This is a genomic window from Kitasatospora sp. NPDC086801, assembly GCF_044745805.1.
GTDB lineage: Bacteria > Actinomycetota > Actinomycetes > Streptomycetales > Streptomycetaceae > Kitasatospora.
Genome location: NZ_JBIVAX010000038.1, coordinates 16271 through 34513, shown reverse-complemented (window position 1 = coordinate 34513; position 18243 = coordinate 16271). Strand labels below are relative to the sequence as shown.

The window sequence follows — 18243 nt, the reverse complement described above, 5'->3', positions numbered from 1 at the left end:
CCGGTCCCCGGTAGACTGGCCCCGCCCGGTTGGACCGGGTACGCCCCCATCTGCCGCGCAATGTCGCACAGCAGCGACCCTTGGCCGCAGAACGGACGTGACCTGATGCCCGCAGACGAGTCCGCCCCCTCCTGGTGGGCCCGTGCCGCCCGTCCTTCCCGGCCGCCGTTGCCGCTGGCGCTGATGGCTCGCGCGGCCGTGGGCATGGCGGTACCGCTGGCCGCCGGGCTGTTGGCGCACCGGCTGGATCTGGGGGTGTTCGCCGGTCTGGGCGCGATGCACGCGACGATGAACGACCGCGCGGAGCCGAGTGGCCTGCGGGTGTCCCGGATCGCGTCGGCGGTGCTGGCTTCGGCGCTCGGCATGCTGATCGGCACTTCCCTCCAGCACGTGCACGTTTCGGCGGCCGTTCTCGGTACGGCGCTCACGTTCACGGCGTTCGCGTCCGGCGCGCTGAGTGCGACGGGCCCGCGTGGTTCGGCGGCGGGGATGCTGTTGCTGGTGTCGGCGGCGTTGGGCAGTGGGATGCCGTTGCCGGATCCGTGGTGGGCGGCGGCGCCGATGATGCTGGCGGGTGCCGGGTTCGTGGCGGTGCTGGGCCTGCCGGGGGGCGCGCACCGGCGCCCCGCCTCGGATCCGCGCAACCGTGCGCTGGCGGCCGTGTACGAGGCGTTCGGCCGGACGCTGGCCGATCTGGGCACGCCGCAGGGCGCGGCTTCGCGCCAGGTGTTGACGGCCCGGTTGAACCAGTTGCAGGACCTCCTCCCACGGCCGCACCGCCCGGGGTCGGAGTCCGCCCGCACGGTTCGGCTGCGCCGGATGTACGAGGCGGCGTTGGCCGCCACCGAGGCGGCGACGGGCCTGTTGTGGGCGTGGCGGCCGGTGCCGCCCGAGGTCGCGGAGGTGCCGCTCCGGTTGGCGGCCGCGGTCCGGCGGGGCGGCGGTGAGGTCGCCGTTCCGGACTGGCGGCCGGACACGCCGTCCCGGCAGGCCCTGGACGTGGCGTTGCGTGCGGCGGCCGACACCGTGGCCGGCCGGGAGGTGGAGGTCGGTACCGCCCCGGCGCCGCCGCCCGATCCGTGGCGGCTGCGGGTGCGGCTGCTGTCGCGCGGTTCGGTCCGGTACGGACTGCGGGTGGCGTTGTGCATCGCGGTCGGTTCGGCGGTGACGGCCAGCTACCCGCTCAGCAAGAGCTACTGGGTGCCGATGACGATCGCCTTCGTGTTGAAGCCGGATCTCGGTTCGGTGTTCCTGCGGGCGGTGAGCCGCTCGATCGGCACGGTGCTCGGGGTGGCGGTCACGGCGGCCGTGGTGTCGCTCACGACCGACGAGTGGGTGCTGACGGCGATCGCCGCGTTCTGCGTGGCCCTGTTGCCGTACGCGACGGCGGCGCACTACGGGCTGAACACGGTGGCGATGACGCCGATGGCGTTGATCCTGCTCCAGTTGGGCGGTCAGAGCAGCGCGGCCGAGTTCTGGCCGCGGGTGCTGGACACGGTGCTGGCGAGTGCGATCGTGCTGCTCTTCGGCTATCTGCTGTGGCCGGAGCGCCCGCGACACCGGATCGAGCCCCGGTTGGTGGACGCGGCGACCGCGCTGCGGGCCTATCTGGACGCGGTCACCGGGGACACGGGCCGGGCCGAGGTGTGGCTGCGCCGTACGGCGTACCGGGCGCTGGCGGACGCCCGCCAGGAGGTGCGGCAGGGGCTGGCCGAGCCGCCTCCGACGGGCCGGCTGGCGGAGCAGTGGCTGCCGGCGACGGCGGCGTTGGAGCGGCTGGGGGGCGCGGTGGCGGCGTTCACGGCGCAGCTCCGGTACGGCGGCCGGGTGCTGGATCCGGCGGAGGTGGAGCGGGTGCGCCGGGCACTGGACGAGCTGACGGCCGCGGCCCGTGAGCACCGCCCGCCGACCAGGGCGGCGACCCGCCCGACGGCGCCGCACGACCCGGCGCGCAGTGCGCTGGGCCGTGCGGCGGACGAGTTGGAGGCCCTGCTCGCCCGGTAGGGCCCGAGCGGGGCCCCGGCCCCGGGCTCAGACCTGCTCGGCCAGCTCCAGCCAGCTCATCTCCAGCTCCTCCTTCTCCTCCCGGACGGCGCGCAGCTGCGCGTCCAGCTCCGCGACCTTGGAGAAGTCGGCGGCGTGCTCGGCGAGTTGGGCGTGCAGCTTGGACTCCTTCTGGTCCAGCTTGGCGATCTGCCGCTCCATCTTCTGCATCTCCTTCTTCGCCGCCCGCAGGTCGCCGCCCGACAGGGCCGACGCGGCGGTCCCGGTGCCCGAGGCGTCCGAGCCGCCCGGCACCGCGGCCGAAGCGGCCGAGGCGGAGGAGGCAGCCGAAGCGGCGGCGGCGATCGCGGCGGCCATCCGTGCCCGCCGCTCCAGGTACTCGTCGACGCCGCCCGGCAGCATCCGCATCTTCTGGTCACCGAGCAGCGCGTGGACGACGTCGGTGGTCCGCTCGATGAAGAAGCGGTCGTGGCTGATGACGATCATCGAGCCGGGCCAGCCGTCGAGCAGGTCCTCCAACTGGTTGAGGGTCTCGATGTCGAGGTCGTTGGTGGGCTCGTCGAGGAACAGCACGTTGGGCTCGTCCATGAGCAGGCGCAGCAGCTGGAGCCGCCGCCGCTCGCCGCCGGACAGGTCACCGACGGGCGTCCACTGCTTGTCCTTGCTGAAGCCGAACTGCTCGCACAGCTGGCCGGCGCTCATCTCCCGGCCCTTGCCGAGGTCGACGCGCGAGCGGACCTGTTCGACGGCCTGGAGCACCCGGATGGCCGGGTCCAACTCGACGACCTCCTGCGACAGGTAGGCGAGCCGCACCGTCTTGCCGACCTTGATCAGGCCCGACGCGGGCTGCACGTCGCCCTCGGAGGCGTACGCGTCGCGCAGGGCGCGCAGCAGCGAGGTCTTGCCGGCGCCGTTGACGCCGAGCAGGCCGATCCGGTCGCCGGGGCCGAGCTGCCAGGTGAGGTTCTCCAGCAACAGCTTGGGGCCGGCCTTGACGGTGACGCCTTCCAGGTCGAAGACGGTCCTCCCTAGCCGCGCGTTGGCGAACTTCATCAGCTCGGACCGGTCCCGGGGCTCCGGCACGTCGTCGATCAGGGCGTTGGCGGCCTCGATCCGGTAGCGCGGCTTGGAGGTGCGGGCGGGGGCGCCGCGGCGCAGCCAGGCGAGTTCCTTGCGAGCGAGGTTCTGGCGCTTCTGCTCTTCGACGGCCTCGATCCGGGAGCGCTCGGCGCGGGCGAAGACGTAGTCGGAGTAGCCGCCCTCGTACTCGTGGACGGCGCCGCCCTGGACGTCCCACATCCGGGTGCAGACCTGGTCGAGGAACCAGCGGTCGTGGGTGACGCAGACCAGCGCGGAGCGGCGCTTCTGCAGGTGCTGGGCGAGCCAGTTGATGCCCTCGACGTCGAGGTGGTTGGTGGGCTCGTCGAGGACGATCAGGTCGGGCGAGCCGAGGAGCAGCTTGGCGAGGGCGATCCGGCGGCGCTCGCCGCCGGAGAGCGGGCCGATGACGGTGTCGAGGCCGTCGGCGAAGCCGGGCAGGTCGAGGCCGCCGAAGAGGCCTTCGACGATGTCGCGGATGCGGGCGTCGCCGAGCCACTCGTGGTCGGCCCGGTCGGCGATCACCTCGTGCCGGATGGTGGCCGTCGGGTCGAGCGAGTCGTGCTGGGTGAGGACGGCCAGCTGGAGGCCGCCGTTCCAGGTGATCCGGCCGCTGTCGGCCTCCTCCAGCTTGGCGAGCATCCGGATCAGGGTGGTCTTGCCGTCGCCGTTGCGTCCGACGACGCCGATCCGGTCGCCTTCGCTGACGCCGAGGCTGACTCCGTCCAGGAGGGCGCGGGTGCCGTAGACCTTCGTGACGGACTCGATGGTGGCGAGGTTGACGGCCACGTCTGCTGCGCTCCTGGGATTGGCGGTCTCGGGGCGGCCCGCCGGTCGCGGCCGGGTACCCCTGTCGGGGACGCCCCGATCTCCCCAGCCTAATGGGCCTGCCGAAGCGCCCTCACCGCCTGCGGCGGCGGGGGCCCGAACCGGCGGGACCCCTACGACACCGGCAGGGCCCCTACGACACCGGCGCGACCCCTACGGCAGCCACGGGGCATACGACGCCGACACCGCTCCCGGCACCGGTGGCCGCTACGGTACGAGCGCCGCCCCCGGCACCGGCCCGTACGTGGCGTGCGCGGTCCGGCAGGTGCCGGAGGCGCGCAGCGCCTCGGCGACGGCGGCGGCCGCGTCGGCGTCCTTGGCGAGGAACGCGCAGGTCGGCCCGGAGCCGGAGACGAGGGCACCGAGCGCGCCGGCCTCGGTGCCGGCCCGCAGGGTGGCGGCGAGCGCGGGGCGCAGCGAGAGGGCGGCGGGCTGGAGGTCGTTGGCGAGGGCGGTGGCCAGGGCGACGGCGTCGCCCTGGGCGAGGGCGGCGAGCAGCGCGGGGTCGGCGTCGGGGGTGCGGACGTCGGTGTCGCTGGAGCCGGTGCCGGCCTCCTCGCGCAGGCGGTCGCACTCGTGGAAGACGGCGGGGGTGGACAGGCCGCCGTCGGCGACCGCGAACACCCAGTGGAAGGTGCCCTCGACGGTGAGCGGCTGCAGGATCTCGCCCCGGCCGAGGCCCAGCGCGACGCCGCCGAGCAGGGCGAACGGCACGTCGGAGCCGAGTTCGGCGGCCAGCTCCAGGAGGGTGTCGAGGGGGGTGTCGAGCTGCCAGAGCGCGTCGCAGGCGACCAGCGCGGCGGCCCCGTCGGCGCTGCCGCCGGCCATGCCGCCGGCGACCGGGATGGCCTTGGCGATGTGCAGGTGCACGCGGGGTTCGGCGATGCCGTGGTGGGCGGCGAGCAGGCGGGCGGCGCGGGCGGCCAGGTTGCTGTCGTCGAGCGGTACGGCGTGGGCGTCCGGCCCGGTGCAGGAGAGCGTGACGCCCTCCCCCGCCGTGGCGGTGACCTCATCGCCGAGGGCGACGGCGAAGAACACGTTGGCCAGGTCGTGGAACCCGTCGGCGCGCAGTCCGCCCACCCCGAGCTGGACGTTGACCTTGGCCGGAACCCGCACGGTGATCACTGGGAGTCCGCCTCCGGCTCGTGCTCGGCGAGCTCCGGCTCGTGCTCGGCGAGCTCCGGCTCGTGCCCGGCGAGCTCCGGCTCGTGCCCGGCGAGCTCCGGCTCGTGCCCGGCGAGCTCCGGCTTGTGCTCGGCGATCGCGGCGAACTGCTCCACCGTGAGCATCTCGCCGCGCAGCTTGTGGTCGATCCCGGCGGCCGCGAGCGCCTGCTCGGCCCCGGCGGCGGAGCCGGCCCAGCCGGCCAGCGCGGCGCGCAGGGTCTTGCGCCGCTGGGCGAACGCGGCGTCGACGACGGCGAACACCTCCCTGCGGCTGGCGGTGGTCTTCGGCGGCTCGCGGCGGATCAGCGAGACCAGCCCGGAGTCCACGTTGGGGGCGGGCCAGAACACGTTCCGGCCGATGGCCCCGGCCCGCTTCACGTCGGCGTACCAGTTGGCCTTGACGGACGGGACGCCGTAGACCTTGTTGCCGGGCTTGGCGGCGAGCCGGTCGGCGACCTCGGCCTGCACCATCACCAGGGTGCGCTCGATGCTGGGGAAGGTCGCCAGCATGTGCAGCAGGACGGGCACGGCCACGTTGTACGGCAGGTTGGCGACCAGCGCGGTGGGCGCCGGCCCGGGCAGCTCGGTGACCTCCATGGCGTCGCTGAACACCAGGTCGAAGCTGTCGACCTTGCCGGGCATCCGGGCCGCGACGGTCGCCGGCAGGTGCTGTGCCAGCACCGGGTCGATCTCCACCGCCGTGACGTGCGCGGCCACCTCCAGCAGCGCCAGCGTCAGCGACCCGAGCCCGGGCCCGACCTCGACCACCGCGTCCTCGGCCGTCACCCCGCCTGCCCGGACGATCCGCCGCACGGTGTTGCCGTCGATGACGAAGTTCTGCCCGCGCTGCTTGGTCGGCTTCACGCCGAACGCGGCCGCCAGTTCCCGAATGTCGGCGGCGCCCAGCAGGTGGCTGTCAGGGGTGGGGTCGGTGGTGCTCACGCGCCAAGGATACGGGCGCGCGGGGCCCTCAGAGTTCGACGACCTGGGCGAGGTCGATCTCGACGGGGTACGGCACCGAGGTGCGGAGCACGCCCTCGTGCTGGGCGACGGGCAGGTAGACGCCCTTCTCGTCGTCCCGGTGGAACTCGTGCACGATCGGCAGGTTGTCGAGGCCGCGCTCGACCCGCCAGTAGTACGGGATCTTCTTCTCGGCGTACTGGCCTGGCTTGCGGAAACGGTCGGCGACCCTGGAGCCGTTGGAGACCACCTCGACCGTCAGCACCACGGACTCGACCGGCTGGCAGTCCAACGCAAAGGGGTCGATGCCGGTCTTGTCGAAAACCACCACGTCCGGCTTGGTCGTGTTGGCCTCGTCGACCAGCACGCACCGCTCCGGCAGGACCGCGTACGGCACGACACACGCACTGTGCAGCGCTCGCTCCAGTCCCGAACGCACGAGGTCATGCCAGAAGTTCGTCTGCCCCCGGACCGCGATGACTCCGTCCACCAGTTCCCATTCGAACGGCAGGTCGAAGTTCTGAGCCTGCTCGTACGTCCAGCCCTGGGACGGCGGATGCATCCAGTCGATCGGCTCGGCGGTCATCGCCACCTCCCTCACTGCACTCATGCTAGCCAGCCTAAGAAGCAGCCGGGAGTGCCGAATCGTTCCGCCGGAATCCGACTTTCGTTCGACCGGCTCAGTACCCGAAGGCCCGGGCCGTGTTCTCCGCGATCGCCGTGGCCAGCTCGTCCTCGTGCAGCCCCAGCGTGCCGGCCATCGAGCGGACGGTGACCGGGATGAGGTACGGGGCGTTGGGCCGGCCGCGGTAGGGGTGGGGGGTGAGGAAGGGCGCGTCGGTCTCGACCAGGACCCGGTCGAGGGGGGTGGCGGCGAGGGCGTCGCGCAGCGGCTGGTTGGCCTTGAAGGTGACCGGGCCGGCGAAGGACAGGTACCAGCCGTGTTCGGCGCAGACCTTGGCCATCTCGGCGTCGCCGGAGTAGCAGTGGAAGACCGTCCGCTCGGGGGCGCCTTCCGCCAGCAGGACGGCGATGACGTCCTCGTGGGCGTCGCGGTCGTGGATGACCAGGGCCTTGTCGTGCCGCTTGGCCATCTCGATGTGGCGGCGGAACGACTCCTTCTGGATCTCGACGCCCTCGGGGCCGGTGCGGAAGTAGTCGAGGCCGGTCTCGCCGACGGCGCGGACCTGCGGGAGGGCGGCGAGCCGGTCGATCTCGGCGAGGGCCTCCTCCAGCGCGGCCTCGCCGCCCGCCTTCCGCTGCTGGCCCGACCAGCCGTCCGCGTCGCCGAGGAAGATCCGCGGCGCCTCGTTGGGGTGCAGGGCGACGGCCGCGTGCACCTGCTCGTACTGGGCCGCCAGGTCGGCGGCCCAGCGCGAGCCGGGCACGTCGCAGCCCACCTGGACGACCGTGGTGACCCCGACCGAGGCGGCCCGGGCCAGTCCCTCGGCCGGGGTGCCGGCCTGCATGTCGAGGTGGGTGTGCGAGTCGGCCACCGCCACGGCCAGGGGTTCCGGCAGTGGCGGCGGGGTCGACCGGGCGTCGTCCTTGGCAGACATCAGGAGGCGGGCTTCTCTTCGAGGCGCGGGAACAGGATCTCGCCCTTGGTGACGGTGCTGCCGGCGGGCAGCCGGCCCCAGTCGGCGGTGGTGGCGACGGTCTGCGCGGCGAGCGCGCCGAGGCCGGCCTCGGCGCCGAGCGAGGTCCACAGCTTCTCGGCGGTGGACGGCATCACCGGGTTGAGCATGACGGCGGTGCCGCGCAGCGCCTCGGCGGCGGTGTAGAGGATGGTCGCGAGGCGGGCCCGGCCCTGCTCCGAGTCGTCCTTGGCCACCTTCCACGGCTCCTGCTCGGTGAGGTAGCCGTTGACCTGCTTGACGAACTCGAAGATCGCCGCGAGGCCGCCGGCGAAGTCCAGCTCCTCGCCGATCTTCCGGTCGGCGGTGGCGACGGCCGTGGCCAGCCCGTCCGCGATGGCCTGCTCGGCCTCGCCGGCCGCGACGGAGGCCGGCAGCGCGCCGTCGAAGTACTTGCCGACCATGGCGGCGACCCGGGAGGCCAGGTTGCCGAAGTCGTTGGCGAGTTCGGAGGTGTACCGGGCGGTGAAGTCCTCCCAGGAGAACGAGCCGTCGGTGCCGAAGGGGATCGCCCGCAGGAAGTAGTAGCGGTAGGCGTCCACGCCGAAGTGCGAGGTGAGGTCGGTGGGCGAGATGCCGGTCAGGTTGGACTTGGACATCTTCTCGCCGCCGACCATCAGCCAGCCGTTGGCGACGACCCGCTTGGGCAGCGGCAGGCCCGCGGCCATCAGCATGGCGGGCCAGATCACCGCGTGGAAGCGCAGGATGTCCTTGCCCACCAGGTGGACGGAGGCCGGCCACAGTTCGGCGAAGCGCTCCGGGTCGCTGCCGTAGCCGGCCGCGGTGATGTAGTTCTGCAGCGCGTCCACCCACACGTACAGGACGTGCTTCTCGTCCCAGGGCAGCGGGACGCCCCAGTTGAAGGTGGAGCGGGAGATCGAGAGGTCCTTCAGGTCCTGCTCGACGAAGCGCAGCACCTCGTTGCGGGCCGAGGCGGGCTGGATGAAGTCCGGGTTGGCGGCGTAGAACTCCAGCAGCTTCGGGCCGTAGGCGGAGAGGCGGAAGAAGTAGTTCTCCTCCTCCAGCCACTCGACCGGCCGCTTGTGCACGGCGCAGAGCTTCTCGTCCGCGGTGGCGCCGTCGAGCAGCTCGGCCGGGAGCTTGAACTCCTCGCAGCCGACGCAGTACGGGCCGGAGTAGCCGCCCTTGTAGATCTCGTCCTTGTCGTACAGGTCCTGGACGAACTCCTGCACGCGGTCGGTGTGGCGCTGCTGGGTGGTGCGGATGAAGTCGTCGTTGGCGATCTCCAGGTGCTCCCAGAGCGGCTTCCAGGCCTCCTCGACCAGCTTGTCGCACCACTCCTGCGGGCTGACGCCGTTGGCCTCGGCGGTCCGCATGATCTTCTGACCGTGCTCGTCGGTGCCGGTCAGGTACCACACCTTCTCGCCGCGCTGGCGGTGCCAGCGGGTGAGGACGTCGCCCGCCACGGTGGTGTACGCGTGGCCCAGGTGCGGGCGATCGTTGACGTAGTAGATCGGGGTGGAAACGTAGTACGCCGGGGCGTTCGCCCCGGTGGTGCTGTGGTCTGAAGTGGCCGCCATGGTCGGAAAGCTTAGTCGGGCCCGCGCGCACCCCTCGACCGGATTGCGCCCGGCCGACGACGGCCGGGGCCGCCCGCCGCGCTGCTCGCGGCGGGCGGCCCCCGTGTGCGCTCCCGGTGCCGGCGGTCAGCCCAGCAGCCGCGACCAGAACCGGGCCCAGCGTCCGCGCGGCTTCACGGGGTCGGACACCGGGGGCGTCCCGGCCGGCTCGGCGTGCGCCGGGTAGCCGGGGGCGTGGTGCCAGGACTGGTCGGCGGTGGCGACCCGGCCCTCGCGCATGATCCGGACGGTGTGTCCGCCGCACCCCGGGCAGGTCGGCTTGAGCAGCGGGGACGGTACCCGGACACCGTTGGCGTGGTACTCGAACACGACGTGCCCGTCCTTGCCGGCGTGGTGCTCGATGTCGTACGCCTGTTCCCAGCCGTACCCGCATCGCAGGCAGGCGAAGGAGTAGGCCTCCCGCACGGTCTCGACGGGAGTGTGCGGCCGTCCGGCCAGGCCGGGGGCGCTCAGCGCGTTGCCACCGAGGGGGCTACCGATCATCTCGCTCATAGCCGTCTCCCAGCGCCCGCCGGGCGCTCGCCCGGCTGGGTCTTTCCATTCCAGGAAATGCCCTGACGGCCTCGGCCGATGCCCTGCTTGTGAAGAGTTGGACGCGGGTTGGGAACTCCTATACGAAAGGGCTGGATCGTTCCGGAAACCGCGACCGAATCTTCAGCTCCGTGGGCGTTTACCGGGGCCTTCCCTCAAAGGTACGACTCCCCCGGGGTCACGCAACCCCCGGAATTCACCCCTCTTTCAGAGCCGCGTTCCGGCCGCCGCCGAGCCCGCTTACGGCGCTACTTCCCGGCCTCGTTCCCGGCCCCCTTCGCGGCCCCGGTCTTGGCCTCGTTCCTGGCCTCGTTCTTGGCCGCCACCACCGCGTCGAACACCTCCCGCTTCGGCAGCGCGAGCTCCGCCGCGACGGCCGCGATGGCCTCCTTGCGGCGTTCCCCGGCCTCCTCCCGGACGGCCACCAGCCGGGCCAGTTCGGCCGGGGTGAGCTCCTGCGGCGCCGCCGGCGGGGCGCCCGCGACGACGACGGTGATCTCGCCCCTGACGCCCTCCGCGGCCCAGGCCGCCAGGTCGCCGAGGGGCCCGCGCTTCACCTCCTCGTACGTCTTGGTGAGCTCGCGGCAGACGGCGGCGGGCCGGTCGGCGCCGAACGCCTCGGCCATCGCGGCGAGCGCCTCGGCGATCCGGTGCGGTGCCTCGAAGAAGACCATGGTGCGCGGCTCAGCCGCGATCGAGGCGAGCTGCCGGGCCCGGTCGCCGGTCTTGCGCGGCAGGAAGCCCTCGAAGGTGAAGCGGTCGACGGGCAGGCCGGACAGCGCGAGCGCGGTGAGCACGGCGGACGGCCCGGGCACCGCGGTGACCTTGACGTCGGCCTCGACGGCGGCGGCGACCAGCCGGTAGCCGGGGTCGGAGACGGACGGCATGCCGGCGTCGGTGACCAGCAGCACCCGGGCGCCGCCGAGCAGTGCCTCGACCAGTTCGGGGGTGCGGCCGACCTCGTTGCCCTCGAAGTAGGAGACCACCCGCCCGGCCGGGGTCACCCCGAGCGCCTGGGTGAGCCGGCGCAGCCGCCGGGTGTCCTCGGCCGCGATCACGTCCGCCGTGGCGAGTTCGGTGATCAGCCGGGGCGGGGCGTCCGAGACGTCGCCGATGGGGGTGCCTGCGAGAACGAGTACTCCTGTCACGGGCCCCATCCTTGCAGCTACCGCGGCCCGGGGGCTTTTGGTGACGATTCGGGCAGCTTCCGAGGGAGCGGTCACACGTGCGAGGAGCGCACCTACGATGTGGCGGATGAACGGCGACACGGCGGCTCGGACGCCCACGGGTACAGACCACACCGCGCAGGATGGCGGCGACGTGGCCGGCCTGCCGTCCTCCGCAGTCCCGGCTCCGCGGCCCTCCGAGCAGGCCGGTAAGCCCGGGAAGCCCGACCAGCCCCACCAACCCGACCAGCCCGACCAGCCCGACCAGCCCGACGACGCCGCGCGAGGCTGGCGGGAGCGGCTGGCCGGGTTCGGCTATGCGGGCCGCCCGGTGGCCCCGCTGGCCGAGCGCCTGGTCCCGCCGATGCCGGACGGCCCCGGGGTGACCCCGGCGGTGGTGCCCCCGTCGCCGCTGCTGCTGCGGCTGGGCGTGTCCGTGCCGCCGGCCCTGTGGTCGTGGCTGTGCCGCTGGTCCGGCTGGCTGGGCCCGATCGCGGTGGCGGTGTTCGCCGGGATCCTGCGCTTCACCAACCTCGGCCAGCCGCACGCGATCATCTTCGACGAGACGTACTACGCCAAGGACGCCTACGCGCTCTGGCACGGCGGCTACGAGATCAACTGGCCGGACGGCGCCAACGAACAGATCATGACGCCCGGCGCGGCCGTCCCGTACCGCTCGACGGCCTCCTACGTGGTCCATCCGCCGGTGGGCAAGTGGATCATCGGCGCCGGCGAGATGCTGTTCGGCATGAACCCCTTCGGCTGGCGGTTCGCGGTGGCCCTGCTCGGCACGCTGTCGGTGCTGATGGTGGCCCGGATCGCCCGCCGGATGTTCCGCTCGACCCTGCTGGGCTGCGTGGCCGGCCTGCTGCTCTCGGTGGACGGCCTGCACCTGGTGCTCAGCCGCGCCGCGCTGCTGGACCTGGTGGTGATGTTCTGGATCCTCGCCGCCTTCGGCTTCCTGCTGCTGGACCGCGACCGCACCCGGGCCCGGCTGGCCGACCGGCTCGGCGGGGTGCCGGACGCGGTGCTGGCGCAGCGGGTGAACCTGGGCTGGCGCCCGTACCGGATCGCGGCCGGCGTCTGCGTCGGCCTGACCTGCGCCACCAAGTGGAGCGGCCTGTACGTGGCGGCGGCCTTCGGCGTGATGACGGTCCTGTGGGACGTCGGCGCCCGCCGCCTGGCCGGGGCCCCGCGCCCGTACCTGGCGACGCTCGCGCGGGACGTGGTGCCGGCCTTCGTGTCGGTCGTGGTGGTCTCGCTGGTCGTCTACGTCACGTCCTGGTGGGGCTGGTTCGCCAGCAGCAACGTGCCGGGGAAGGGCGGCTGGGGCCGGGACTGGGCGGTCGGCCGCTCGACCGACTACCCGTGGATACCCGAGGGGCTGCGCGCCCTGTGGCACTACCACTCGACGGTCTACGACTTCCACACCCACCTGAGCGACCCGCACACCTACCAGTCGAACCCGTGGTCCTGGCTGGTGCTGGGCCGGCCGGTCTCCTTCTTCTACGAGTCCCCCAAGCAGGGCCAGAGCGGCTGCACGGCCGCCGAGTGCGCCCGCGAGGTGCTGGGCATCGGCACCCCGCTGCTGTGGTGGGCGGCCGTGGTGGCGCTGGTGTACTGCCTGTGGCGCTGGGTGGCGCGGCGGGACTGGCGGGCGGGCGCGGTGCTGTGCGGCCTGGCCGCCGGCTACCTGCCGTGGTTCGCCTACCAGCAGAGGACGATCTTCCTCTTCTACGCGGTGGTGTTCGTCCCGTTCCTGGTGCTCGCGGTGACCATGCTGGTCGGTGCGCTGATCGGGCCGACGGGGGCCTCCCGGGACCGCCGGATCATCGGTTCGGCGGCGGCCGGGCTGCTGGTGCTGCTGATCGTGTGGAACTTCCTCTTCTTCTTTCCGCTGTTCACCGGGCAGTCGATTCCGATGGACGACTGGCGCCAGCGGATGTGGTTCAACAGCTGGATCTGACCGACACGGCTCTTCCCCGAATCGTCCGTATGCGGTGCACGACACGTACCAGATCCGTCACAACTCCCGGGCGTTTCGTCGGCGCACCGATCGGCGCTGCCTAGGGTGGGGGGAACAGCGTGTCCGGCCCCGGTCGGTCGCGCCCGTCCGGCAGACCCTTGGGGGAACAGCACCATGCGCAGAGGCGCGAAGATCGGCATCATCACCGGCGTCTCCGTCGCCGTGCTCGCAGGCGGCGGCTACGGGGCGTACAGCCTGATGGGCGGCTCGGACTCCGGATCGTCCTCGGCGAAGAAGCCCCGCACGGTGGTCGCCGAGCCGCCTTCGGCCGAGCAGGCGACCAACGGTGCGAAGGACTTCCTGGCGGCCTGGACGGCCGGCGACCTGGACAAGGCGGCCGCGCTGACGGACGACCCGGCCGCGGCCACCACCGCGCTGACGGCGTTCCGGGACCAGGTCAAGCCGAGCGCGCTGACCCTGGCCCCGGCCGGCCCGGCCACCCCGCAGGCCTTCGCCTCGGCCACCGGCTCCCCCGCGCCGGCCAAGCCCTCCGCCGGAGCCCCGGCCACGCCGTCGGCGGGCGCGACCCCCGGTGCCACCGACTCGCCGTCGGCCTCCGCCTCGGCCGGCCCCGCCGGTGTGCTGATGGGCTTCAAGGCGCGCGCCGAGTTCGCCGGCACCAACCGGGTCTGGGACTACAACGGCTTCCTGAACGTCGTGAAGATGAGCGACAACACCCCGGCCGTGCACTGGGCGCCGACGGTGATCCACCCGCACCTGTCCGGCAACGAGACGATCGCCACCCAGCAGGTCTTCGCCCCGCCGTCCACCGTGGTGGACCGCAACGGCAAGCCGCTGCAGGGCGCCTCGCTCACCCCGGCGCTGCTGTCCACCCTCCAGGACAACGCCCACAAGCTGCTGCCGCCGGACCCGAACAAGGACCAGGACGCGGGCAGTGCGGTGGTGATCAGCGACCCGGCCGGAAAGGGGGCCTCGGACAAGCTGTTCACCATCGTCGAGCCCAAGCCCGGCAAGCCGTTCAAGGTGACCATCGACAACACCATCCAGGCGGCGGCCGAGAAGGCGATGACGGACCTGGGCGGCAAGTCCGGGTCGGTCGCCGCGATCGAGCCGAGCACCGGCCAGGTGCTGGCCTTCGCCAACGCGCCGGCCAGCGGTCAGAACCGGGCCTTCACCGGCCTGCTCGCGCCCGGCTCCACGATGAAGATCGTCACCTCGACGGCGCTGCTGGAGGCCGGGGTCAACCCGGACACCGTGGTGGCCTGCCCGGAGAAGAGCAGCAACCCGGTCGCGATCCCGAACGACTTCCCGGGTGCCTTCCCCAACAACACGCTCCAGCAGGACTTCATGGTGTCCTGCAACACGGCCTTCATCAACCAGGGCCTGACCAGCCTCAAGCCCGAGACGCTGTCCAGCACGGCCAAGGACGTGTTCGGCATCGGCCTGGAGTGGAAGACCGGCCTGCCGAACACCGACGGCAAGGTGCCGCCGACGCCGGGCAGCAAGGACGAGCAGGCCATGAACTACATCGGCCAGGGCAAGGTCCAGATGAACCCGCTGGCCATCGCCTCGATCACCGCGACCGTCCAGAGCGGCGCGTTCAAGCAGCCCATCCTGGTCGCCGGCCTGCCGCAGCAGGCGGCGGCCCGGCAGATCTCGCCGGACGTCGCGGGCAAGCTGCGCGCGATGATGAACGCCACCGCCACCGGCGGCACGGCCAAGGACGTGATGGCCGGGATCACCGACAACGCGGGCGCCAAGACCGGCTCCGCCGAGGTCGCCGGCGCCTCCACCACCAACAGCTGGTTCACCGCCTTCCGCGGCAACATCGCGGTCGCCGCCGAGGTGCAGGGCGGCGGCCACGGCGTGGACGCGGCCGGCCCGGCCGTCGCCTCGCTGCTCAAGGCGGCCGGCCGCTAGGGCGCGCTTCATCGTTCCCGCCACTCCCGCCGGACGGAGCCCGCTCAGCCTCGTGGCAGGGCGGGCTCCGGTCTGCCCGGCAGCCGGTGCGGCGGGACCGGGCGCCGGCTGCTCCAGCGCCGGGCCGCCAGCCGGGGCCAGATCATCAGGACCACCGGCAGGGCGAGGTAGCCGAACCGCCCGGCCGGGGCGAGCATGAACGCGATCGCCAGCCCGGCGGCCAGCAGGTCGGCGGCCGCGATCGCGGACACCGGCGGCCGGGCGAGCAGCCAGATGGCGACCCCGACCCCGCCCGTGGTCATCAGCGCCAGCGAAATGGAGTGCCCGGTCGGCCCGAAGCCCGCCAGCACCTTGCCGGGCAGCGGGCTGCCGGCCGGGGTGCGGATCGCGGTGAGTCCGAGCGGGAAGCGCACCACCTGCTCGCGCAGCGCGTCCGCCCGGGTCAGTACGGAGGGCAGGAGCACGGCCAGGCCGGTGCCGAGCGCGATCAGCGTGGTCCGGGCGGCGGGTCGGCGGCCGTACAGCCGCCAGAGCAGCAGGGCGGCGACCGGCAGCGCCGGCCAGGCCGTCCACTTGAGGGTGCAGGCGAGGGCGAGCACCAGTCCGGCGCCGACGGTGCGGTCCCGCTCGGCGAGCGCCATGGCGAGGCAGCAGAGGCCGATCAGCGGCAGGTCCACCCCGCCGACCACGAGGGCCAGCGAGATCAGCGGCGAGGCGGTGAGCACGGCGAGCGGCAGCAGCGGCGCGCGCTCGCGGGACGGCCGCAGCAGTCGCCAGCCGGCCAGCAGGCAGACCACGAAGGCCAGCGCGAACCAGATCCGGGCGTCCCCGGCGACCCGGGTGAAGACGGTGCCGTCGCCGAGCAGTTGGCGCGGCATCCCGAACAGGGTCATGGCCGGCAGGTACGGGTTGTAATCGGTGACCACCACCGGGTGCGGCAGGTACGGGCTGCCGGTGGTGAGCAGCAGGTGGGCCGAGCGTTCGACCACCATCACCTCGGACTGGTGGCGCCCCTGCACGGCGAGCAGGGCGAGCGGCGCGAGGACGGCCCCGACGAGGGCGACCACGGCGGCGGCGCGGGCCGCGAAGCGGCGCGGCAGGGTGAGGCAGAGCAGCCCGGCCAGGACGTAGGCGGGGGCCGCGACGAGGCCCCACAGCCGCTGGTTGGGCAGGTCGGAGACGAGCGGGAAGGCGGCCGCCCAGCCGGCCGCGAACAGGCAGCCGAACAGTTGGACGGTGCGCAGCGAGGCGAGTCGGGCGGGATTCAGCCGATCGGGCGTGGGCGGGAACGTGCTCTCGCCACGCTGACGGGGGAACGGCCGGCTGGAGAAGCCGAGGGGCGGCCGCCCTGGTCCGGGCGGCGGTCCGGCGGGGGTCGGCGGGGCCGGCGTTCTGCTACGGCCGGTGAAGCGGCCGCGCGGGCGGGAGAAGCCGGGCGTGCGGGTGCTCACCATGGTGGAAGGTTATGGGTGGGGGCAAGGCCCTGTCGCCATGGCGTGGGGCCCGGAGCGGGAGGTGGCGCGGGAGGTGGCGCGGGAGGGGCCGCCGGGTGTCGTGGTCGGCGGCCCCGTGTCCGGTTCCGTCCGGCTCAGCCGTTCTTGCGGCCGGCGGAGCTGTCCGCCGTGGCGGCCCGTGCCTGCTGCTCCAGCTTGGAGTGCTTGATGCTGTAGCCGAAGTAGACGACCACCGCGACGGCGAGGGCGATCGCGCCGGCCCGGAAGGTGTCGGCGTGCAGGCCGGTGATCAGGTAGGCGCAGAAGGCGACGCTGAGCAGCGGGACGACCGGGTAGCCGGGGACCTTGAAGCCGCGCGGCAGGTCGGGCTGGGTGCGGCGCAGGATGATCACGCCGATCGAGACGACCGAGAAGGCGATGAGCGTCCCGAGGCTGGTGATGTCGGCCAGTTCCTTCAGCGGGACGAAGGCGGCCAGCGTGCCGACGCCGAGGCCCACCACCAGGGTGTTCCAGACCGGGGTGCCGGTGCGCGGGGAGAGTTCGGCGAAGCGCTTGGGCAGCATGCCGTCGCGGCCCATGGAGTACAGGATGCGGGTCTGGCCGTAGATCACCACCAGGGTGATGCTGAAGATCGAGAGGATCGCACCGATCGCGAAGACGATCGAGGGCCAGGTCTGGCCGGTGATGTCCTGGAGGATCTGGGCGAGGCCGGCCTCCTGGCCCTGGAACTTCTGCCACGGCTGGGCGCCGATGCCGGCGAGGGCGACCAGGATGTAGAGCAGGGTCACCACGACCAGCGAGATGATGATCGCCAGCGGCAGGGTTCGGCGCGGGTTCTTGACCTCCTCACCGGCGGTGGACACGGCGTCCAGGCCGATGAAGGAGAAGAAGATGCTGGAGGCGGCGACCTGCACGCCGCCGATGCCGAGCGGCATGAACGGGGTCAGGTTGCCGGAGTGGAAGCCGGTGAGCGCGATGCCGATGAACAGCAGCAGGATGAGGATCTTGATCCCGACCATGGCCGCGTTGACCTTCACCGACTCGCTGACGCCGCGGATGAGCAGGACGCAGACCATGGCGACCAGCAGCAGCGCCGGCAGGTTGAACCAGTGGGTGCTGTCCGGCGCGCCGGACAGCTGCTCCGGGATGGTGAAGCCGAAGGCCAGGTCGAGGAACTTGTTCAGGTACTCGGCCCAGCTCACCGCGATCGCGGAGGCGGAGACGCCGTACTCCATCAGCAGGCAGATGCCGACACCGAACGCGACGCCCTCGCCGAGGGTGGCGTAGGCGTAGGAGTACGAGGAGCCGGACACCGGGATCGCGGAGGCCATCTCGGCGTAGCAGAGCGCGGTGAGTCCGGCGGTGATCGCGGCGAGCACGAAGGACAGGATCACGGCCGGGCCGGCCGAGGGCACCGCGGTGCTGAGCACGAAGAAGATGCCGGTGCCGATGGTGGCGCCGATGCCGATCGAGGACAGCTGCCAGAGGCCGATCGTGCGGCGCAGGTGGATGCCGGAGCGTCCGCCCTCCTCGGGTGCACCGGCCGGGGGGCCGTCCCGGCCTTCGCTCTCGGCGATGAGGGACGAGACTGGCTTGCGTCGCAGCAGACGCGCACCAAGAGAGTCGCTGGTCACAACTGCGGTCCTTCTAGGCGGGGGAGGGTGTCCTAGCGGCCGGTCACTCGACGCGCCATGGGGTGTCATCGGGGACCAACCGAACAAAGATGGGACAGTACCCCGCGAAAGCACCAGTGTCGCAAACGAACAGCCTCGATCGGCGCATTGTACGAATCGGCGCATCAGCCTATACAAACCGGACACTTCGCAGACGGCGGATTCGCCGTCCAGCAGCTAAAGCAGCAGCTCAGCAGCGGTCAGTCGACTCAGCGGCC

The 18243-nt window shown here is 72.6% G+C and carries 13 protein-coding genes; 3 read left to right on the top strand and 10 right to left on the bottom strand.

What is annotated here, in order from left to right; all coding sequences use genetic code 11:
• Positions 1 to 105: 105 nt before the first annotated feature.
• A complete protein-coding gene (locus ACIPLC_RS29810; RefSeq protein WP_400476128.1) occupies positions 106 to 2004 on the top strand; it encodes an FUSC family protein in 1899 nt (632 codons plus the stop codon).
• Between the two features lie 27 nt (positions 2005 to 2031).
• On the opposite strand, the gene ACIPLC_RS29805 is transcribed toward ACIPLC_RS29810, so the two are convergent.
• From ACIPLC_RS29805 to rsmI, 8 genes are all read right to left on the bottom strand, one after another.
• Positions 2032 to 3891, bottom strand: coding sequence for an ABC-F family ATP-binding cassette domain-containing protein (locus ACIPLC_RS29805; protein ID WP_400476127.1), 1860 nt, complete (start codon positions 3889 to 3891; stop codon positions 2032 to 2034).
• A 246-nt stretch (positions 3892 to 4137) separates the two neighbouring features.
• Complete coding sequence (locus ACIPLC_RS29800; protein WP_400476126.1) at positions 4138 to 5055, bottom strand: 4-(cytidine 5'-diphospho)-2-C-methyl-D-erythritol kinase; 918 nt, start codon at positions 5053 to 5055, stop codon at positions 4138 to 4140.
• Complete coding sequence (gene rsmA / locus ACIPLC_RS29795) at positions 5052 to 6038, bottom strand: 16S rRNA (adenine(1518)-N(6)/adenine(1519)-N(6))-dimethyltransferase RsmA (RefSeq protein WP_400476125.1); 987 nt, start codon at positions 6036 to 6038, stop codon at positions 5052 to 5054. The genes ACIPLC_RS29800 and rsmA overlap by 4 nt, the downstream gene beginning before the upstream one ends.
• 28 nt (positions 6039 to 6066) lie before the next feature.
• Entirely contained in the window at positions 6067 to 6666 is a 600-nt protein-coding gene (locus ACIPLC_RS29790; protein ID WP_400476124.1) for a Uma2 family endonuclease, read from the bottom strand.
• Positions 6667 to 6736: 70 nt separating this feature from the next.
• Positions 6737 to 7615, bottom strand: coding sequence for a TatD family hydrolase (locus ACIPLC_RS29785; protein ID WP_400476123.1), 879 nt, complete (start codon positions 7613 to 7615; stop codon positions 6737 to 6739).
• On the bottom strand, positions 7615 to 9234 hold the full coding sequence (metG, locus tag ACIPLC_RS29780; RefSeq protein WP_400476122.1) for a methionine--tRNA ligase: 1620 nt from the start codon (positions 9232 to 9234) through the stop codon (positions 7615 to 7617). Before metG ends, ACIPLC_RS29785 begins: the two co-directional genes overlap by 1 nt.
• 126 nt (positions 9235 to 9360) lie before the next feature.
• Positions 9361 to 9786 (bottom strand): hypothetical protein, encoded by a 426-nt coding sequence (locus ACIPLC_RS29775; protein WP_400476121.1) that lies wholly within the window; start codon positions 9784 to 9786, stop codon positions 9361 to 9363.
• 287 nt (positions 9787 to 10073) lie between these two features.
• Complete coding sequence (gene rsmI / locus ACIPLC_RS29770; RefSeq protein WP_400476120.1) at positions 10074 to 10973, bottom strand: 16S rRNA (cytidine(1402)-2'-O)-methyltransferase; 900 nt, start codon at positions 10971 to 10973, stop codon at positions 10074 to 10076.
• A gap of 106 nt (positions 10974 to 11079) precedes the next feature.
• Here rsmI and ACIPLC_RS29765 point away from each other — a divergent pair, with 106 nt between their 5' ends.
• Positions 11080 to 12957 (top strand): dolichyl-phosphate-mannose--protein mannosyltransferase, encoded by a 1878-nt coding sequence (locus ACIPLC_RS29765; RefSeq protein WP_400476119.1) that lies wholly within the window; start codon positions 11080 to 11082, stop codon positions 12955 to 12957.
• A gap of 174 nt (positions 12958 to 13131) precedes the next feature.
• The gene (locus ACIPLC_RS29760) at positions 13132 to 14898 is read left to right on the top strand and encodes a penicillin-binding transpeptidase domain-containing protein (RefSeq protein ID WP_400476118.1); all 1767 of its coding nucleotides are present in this window, start codon (positions 13132 to 13134) and stop codon (positions 14896 to 14898) included.
• A gap of 44 nt (positions 14899 to 14942) precedes the next feature.
• Here the strand turns inward: ACIPLC_RS29760 and ACIPLC_RS29755 are convergent, their stop codons facing one another.
• Positions 14943 to 16352: a glycosyltransferase 87 family protein gene (locus tag ACIPLC_RS29755; protein WP_400476117.1), complete on the bottom strand. Its 1410-nt coding sequence runs from the start codon at positions 16350 to 16352 to the stop codon at positions 14943 to 14945.
• A gap of 134 nt (positions 16353 to 16486) precedes the next feature.
• The gene (locus tag ACIPLC_RS29750; protein ID WP_400476116.1) at positions 16487 to 18055 is read right to left on the bottom strand and encodes an amino acid permease; all 1569 of its coding nucleotides are present in this window, start codon (positions 18053 to 18055) and stop codon (positions 16487 to 16489) included.
• Positions 18056 to 18243 lie beyond the last annotated feature (188 nt).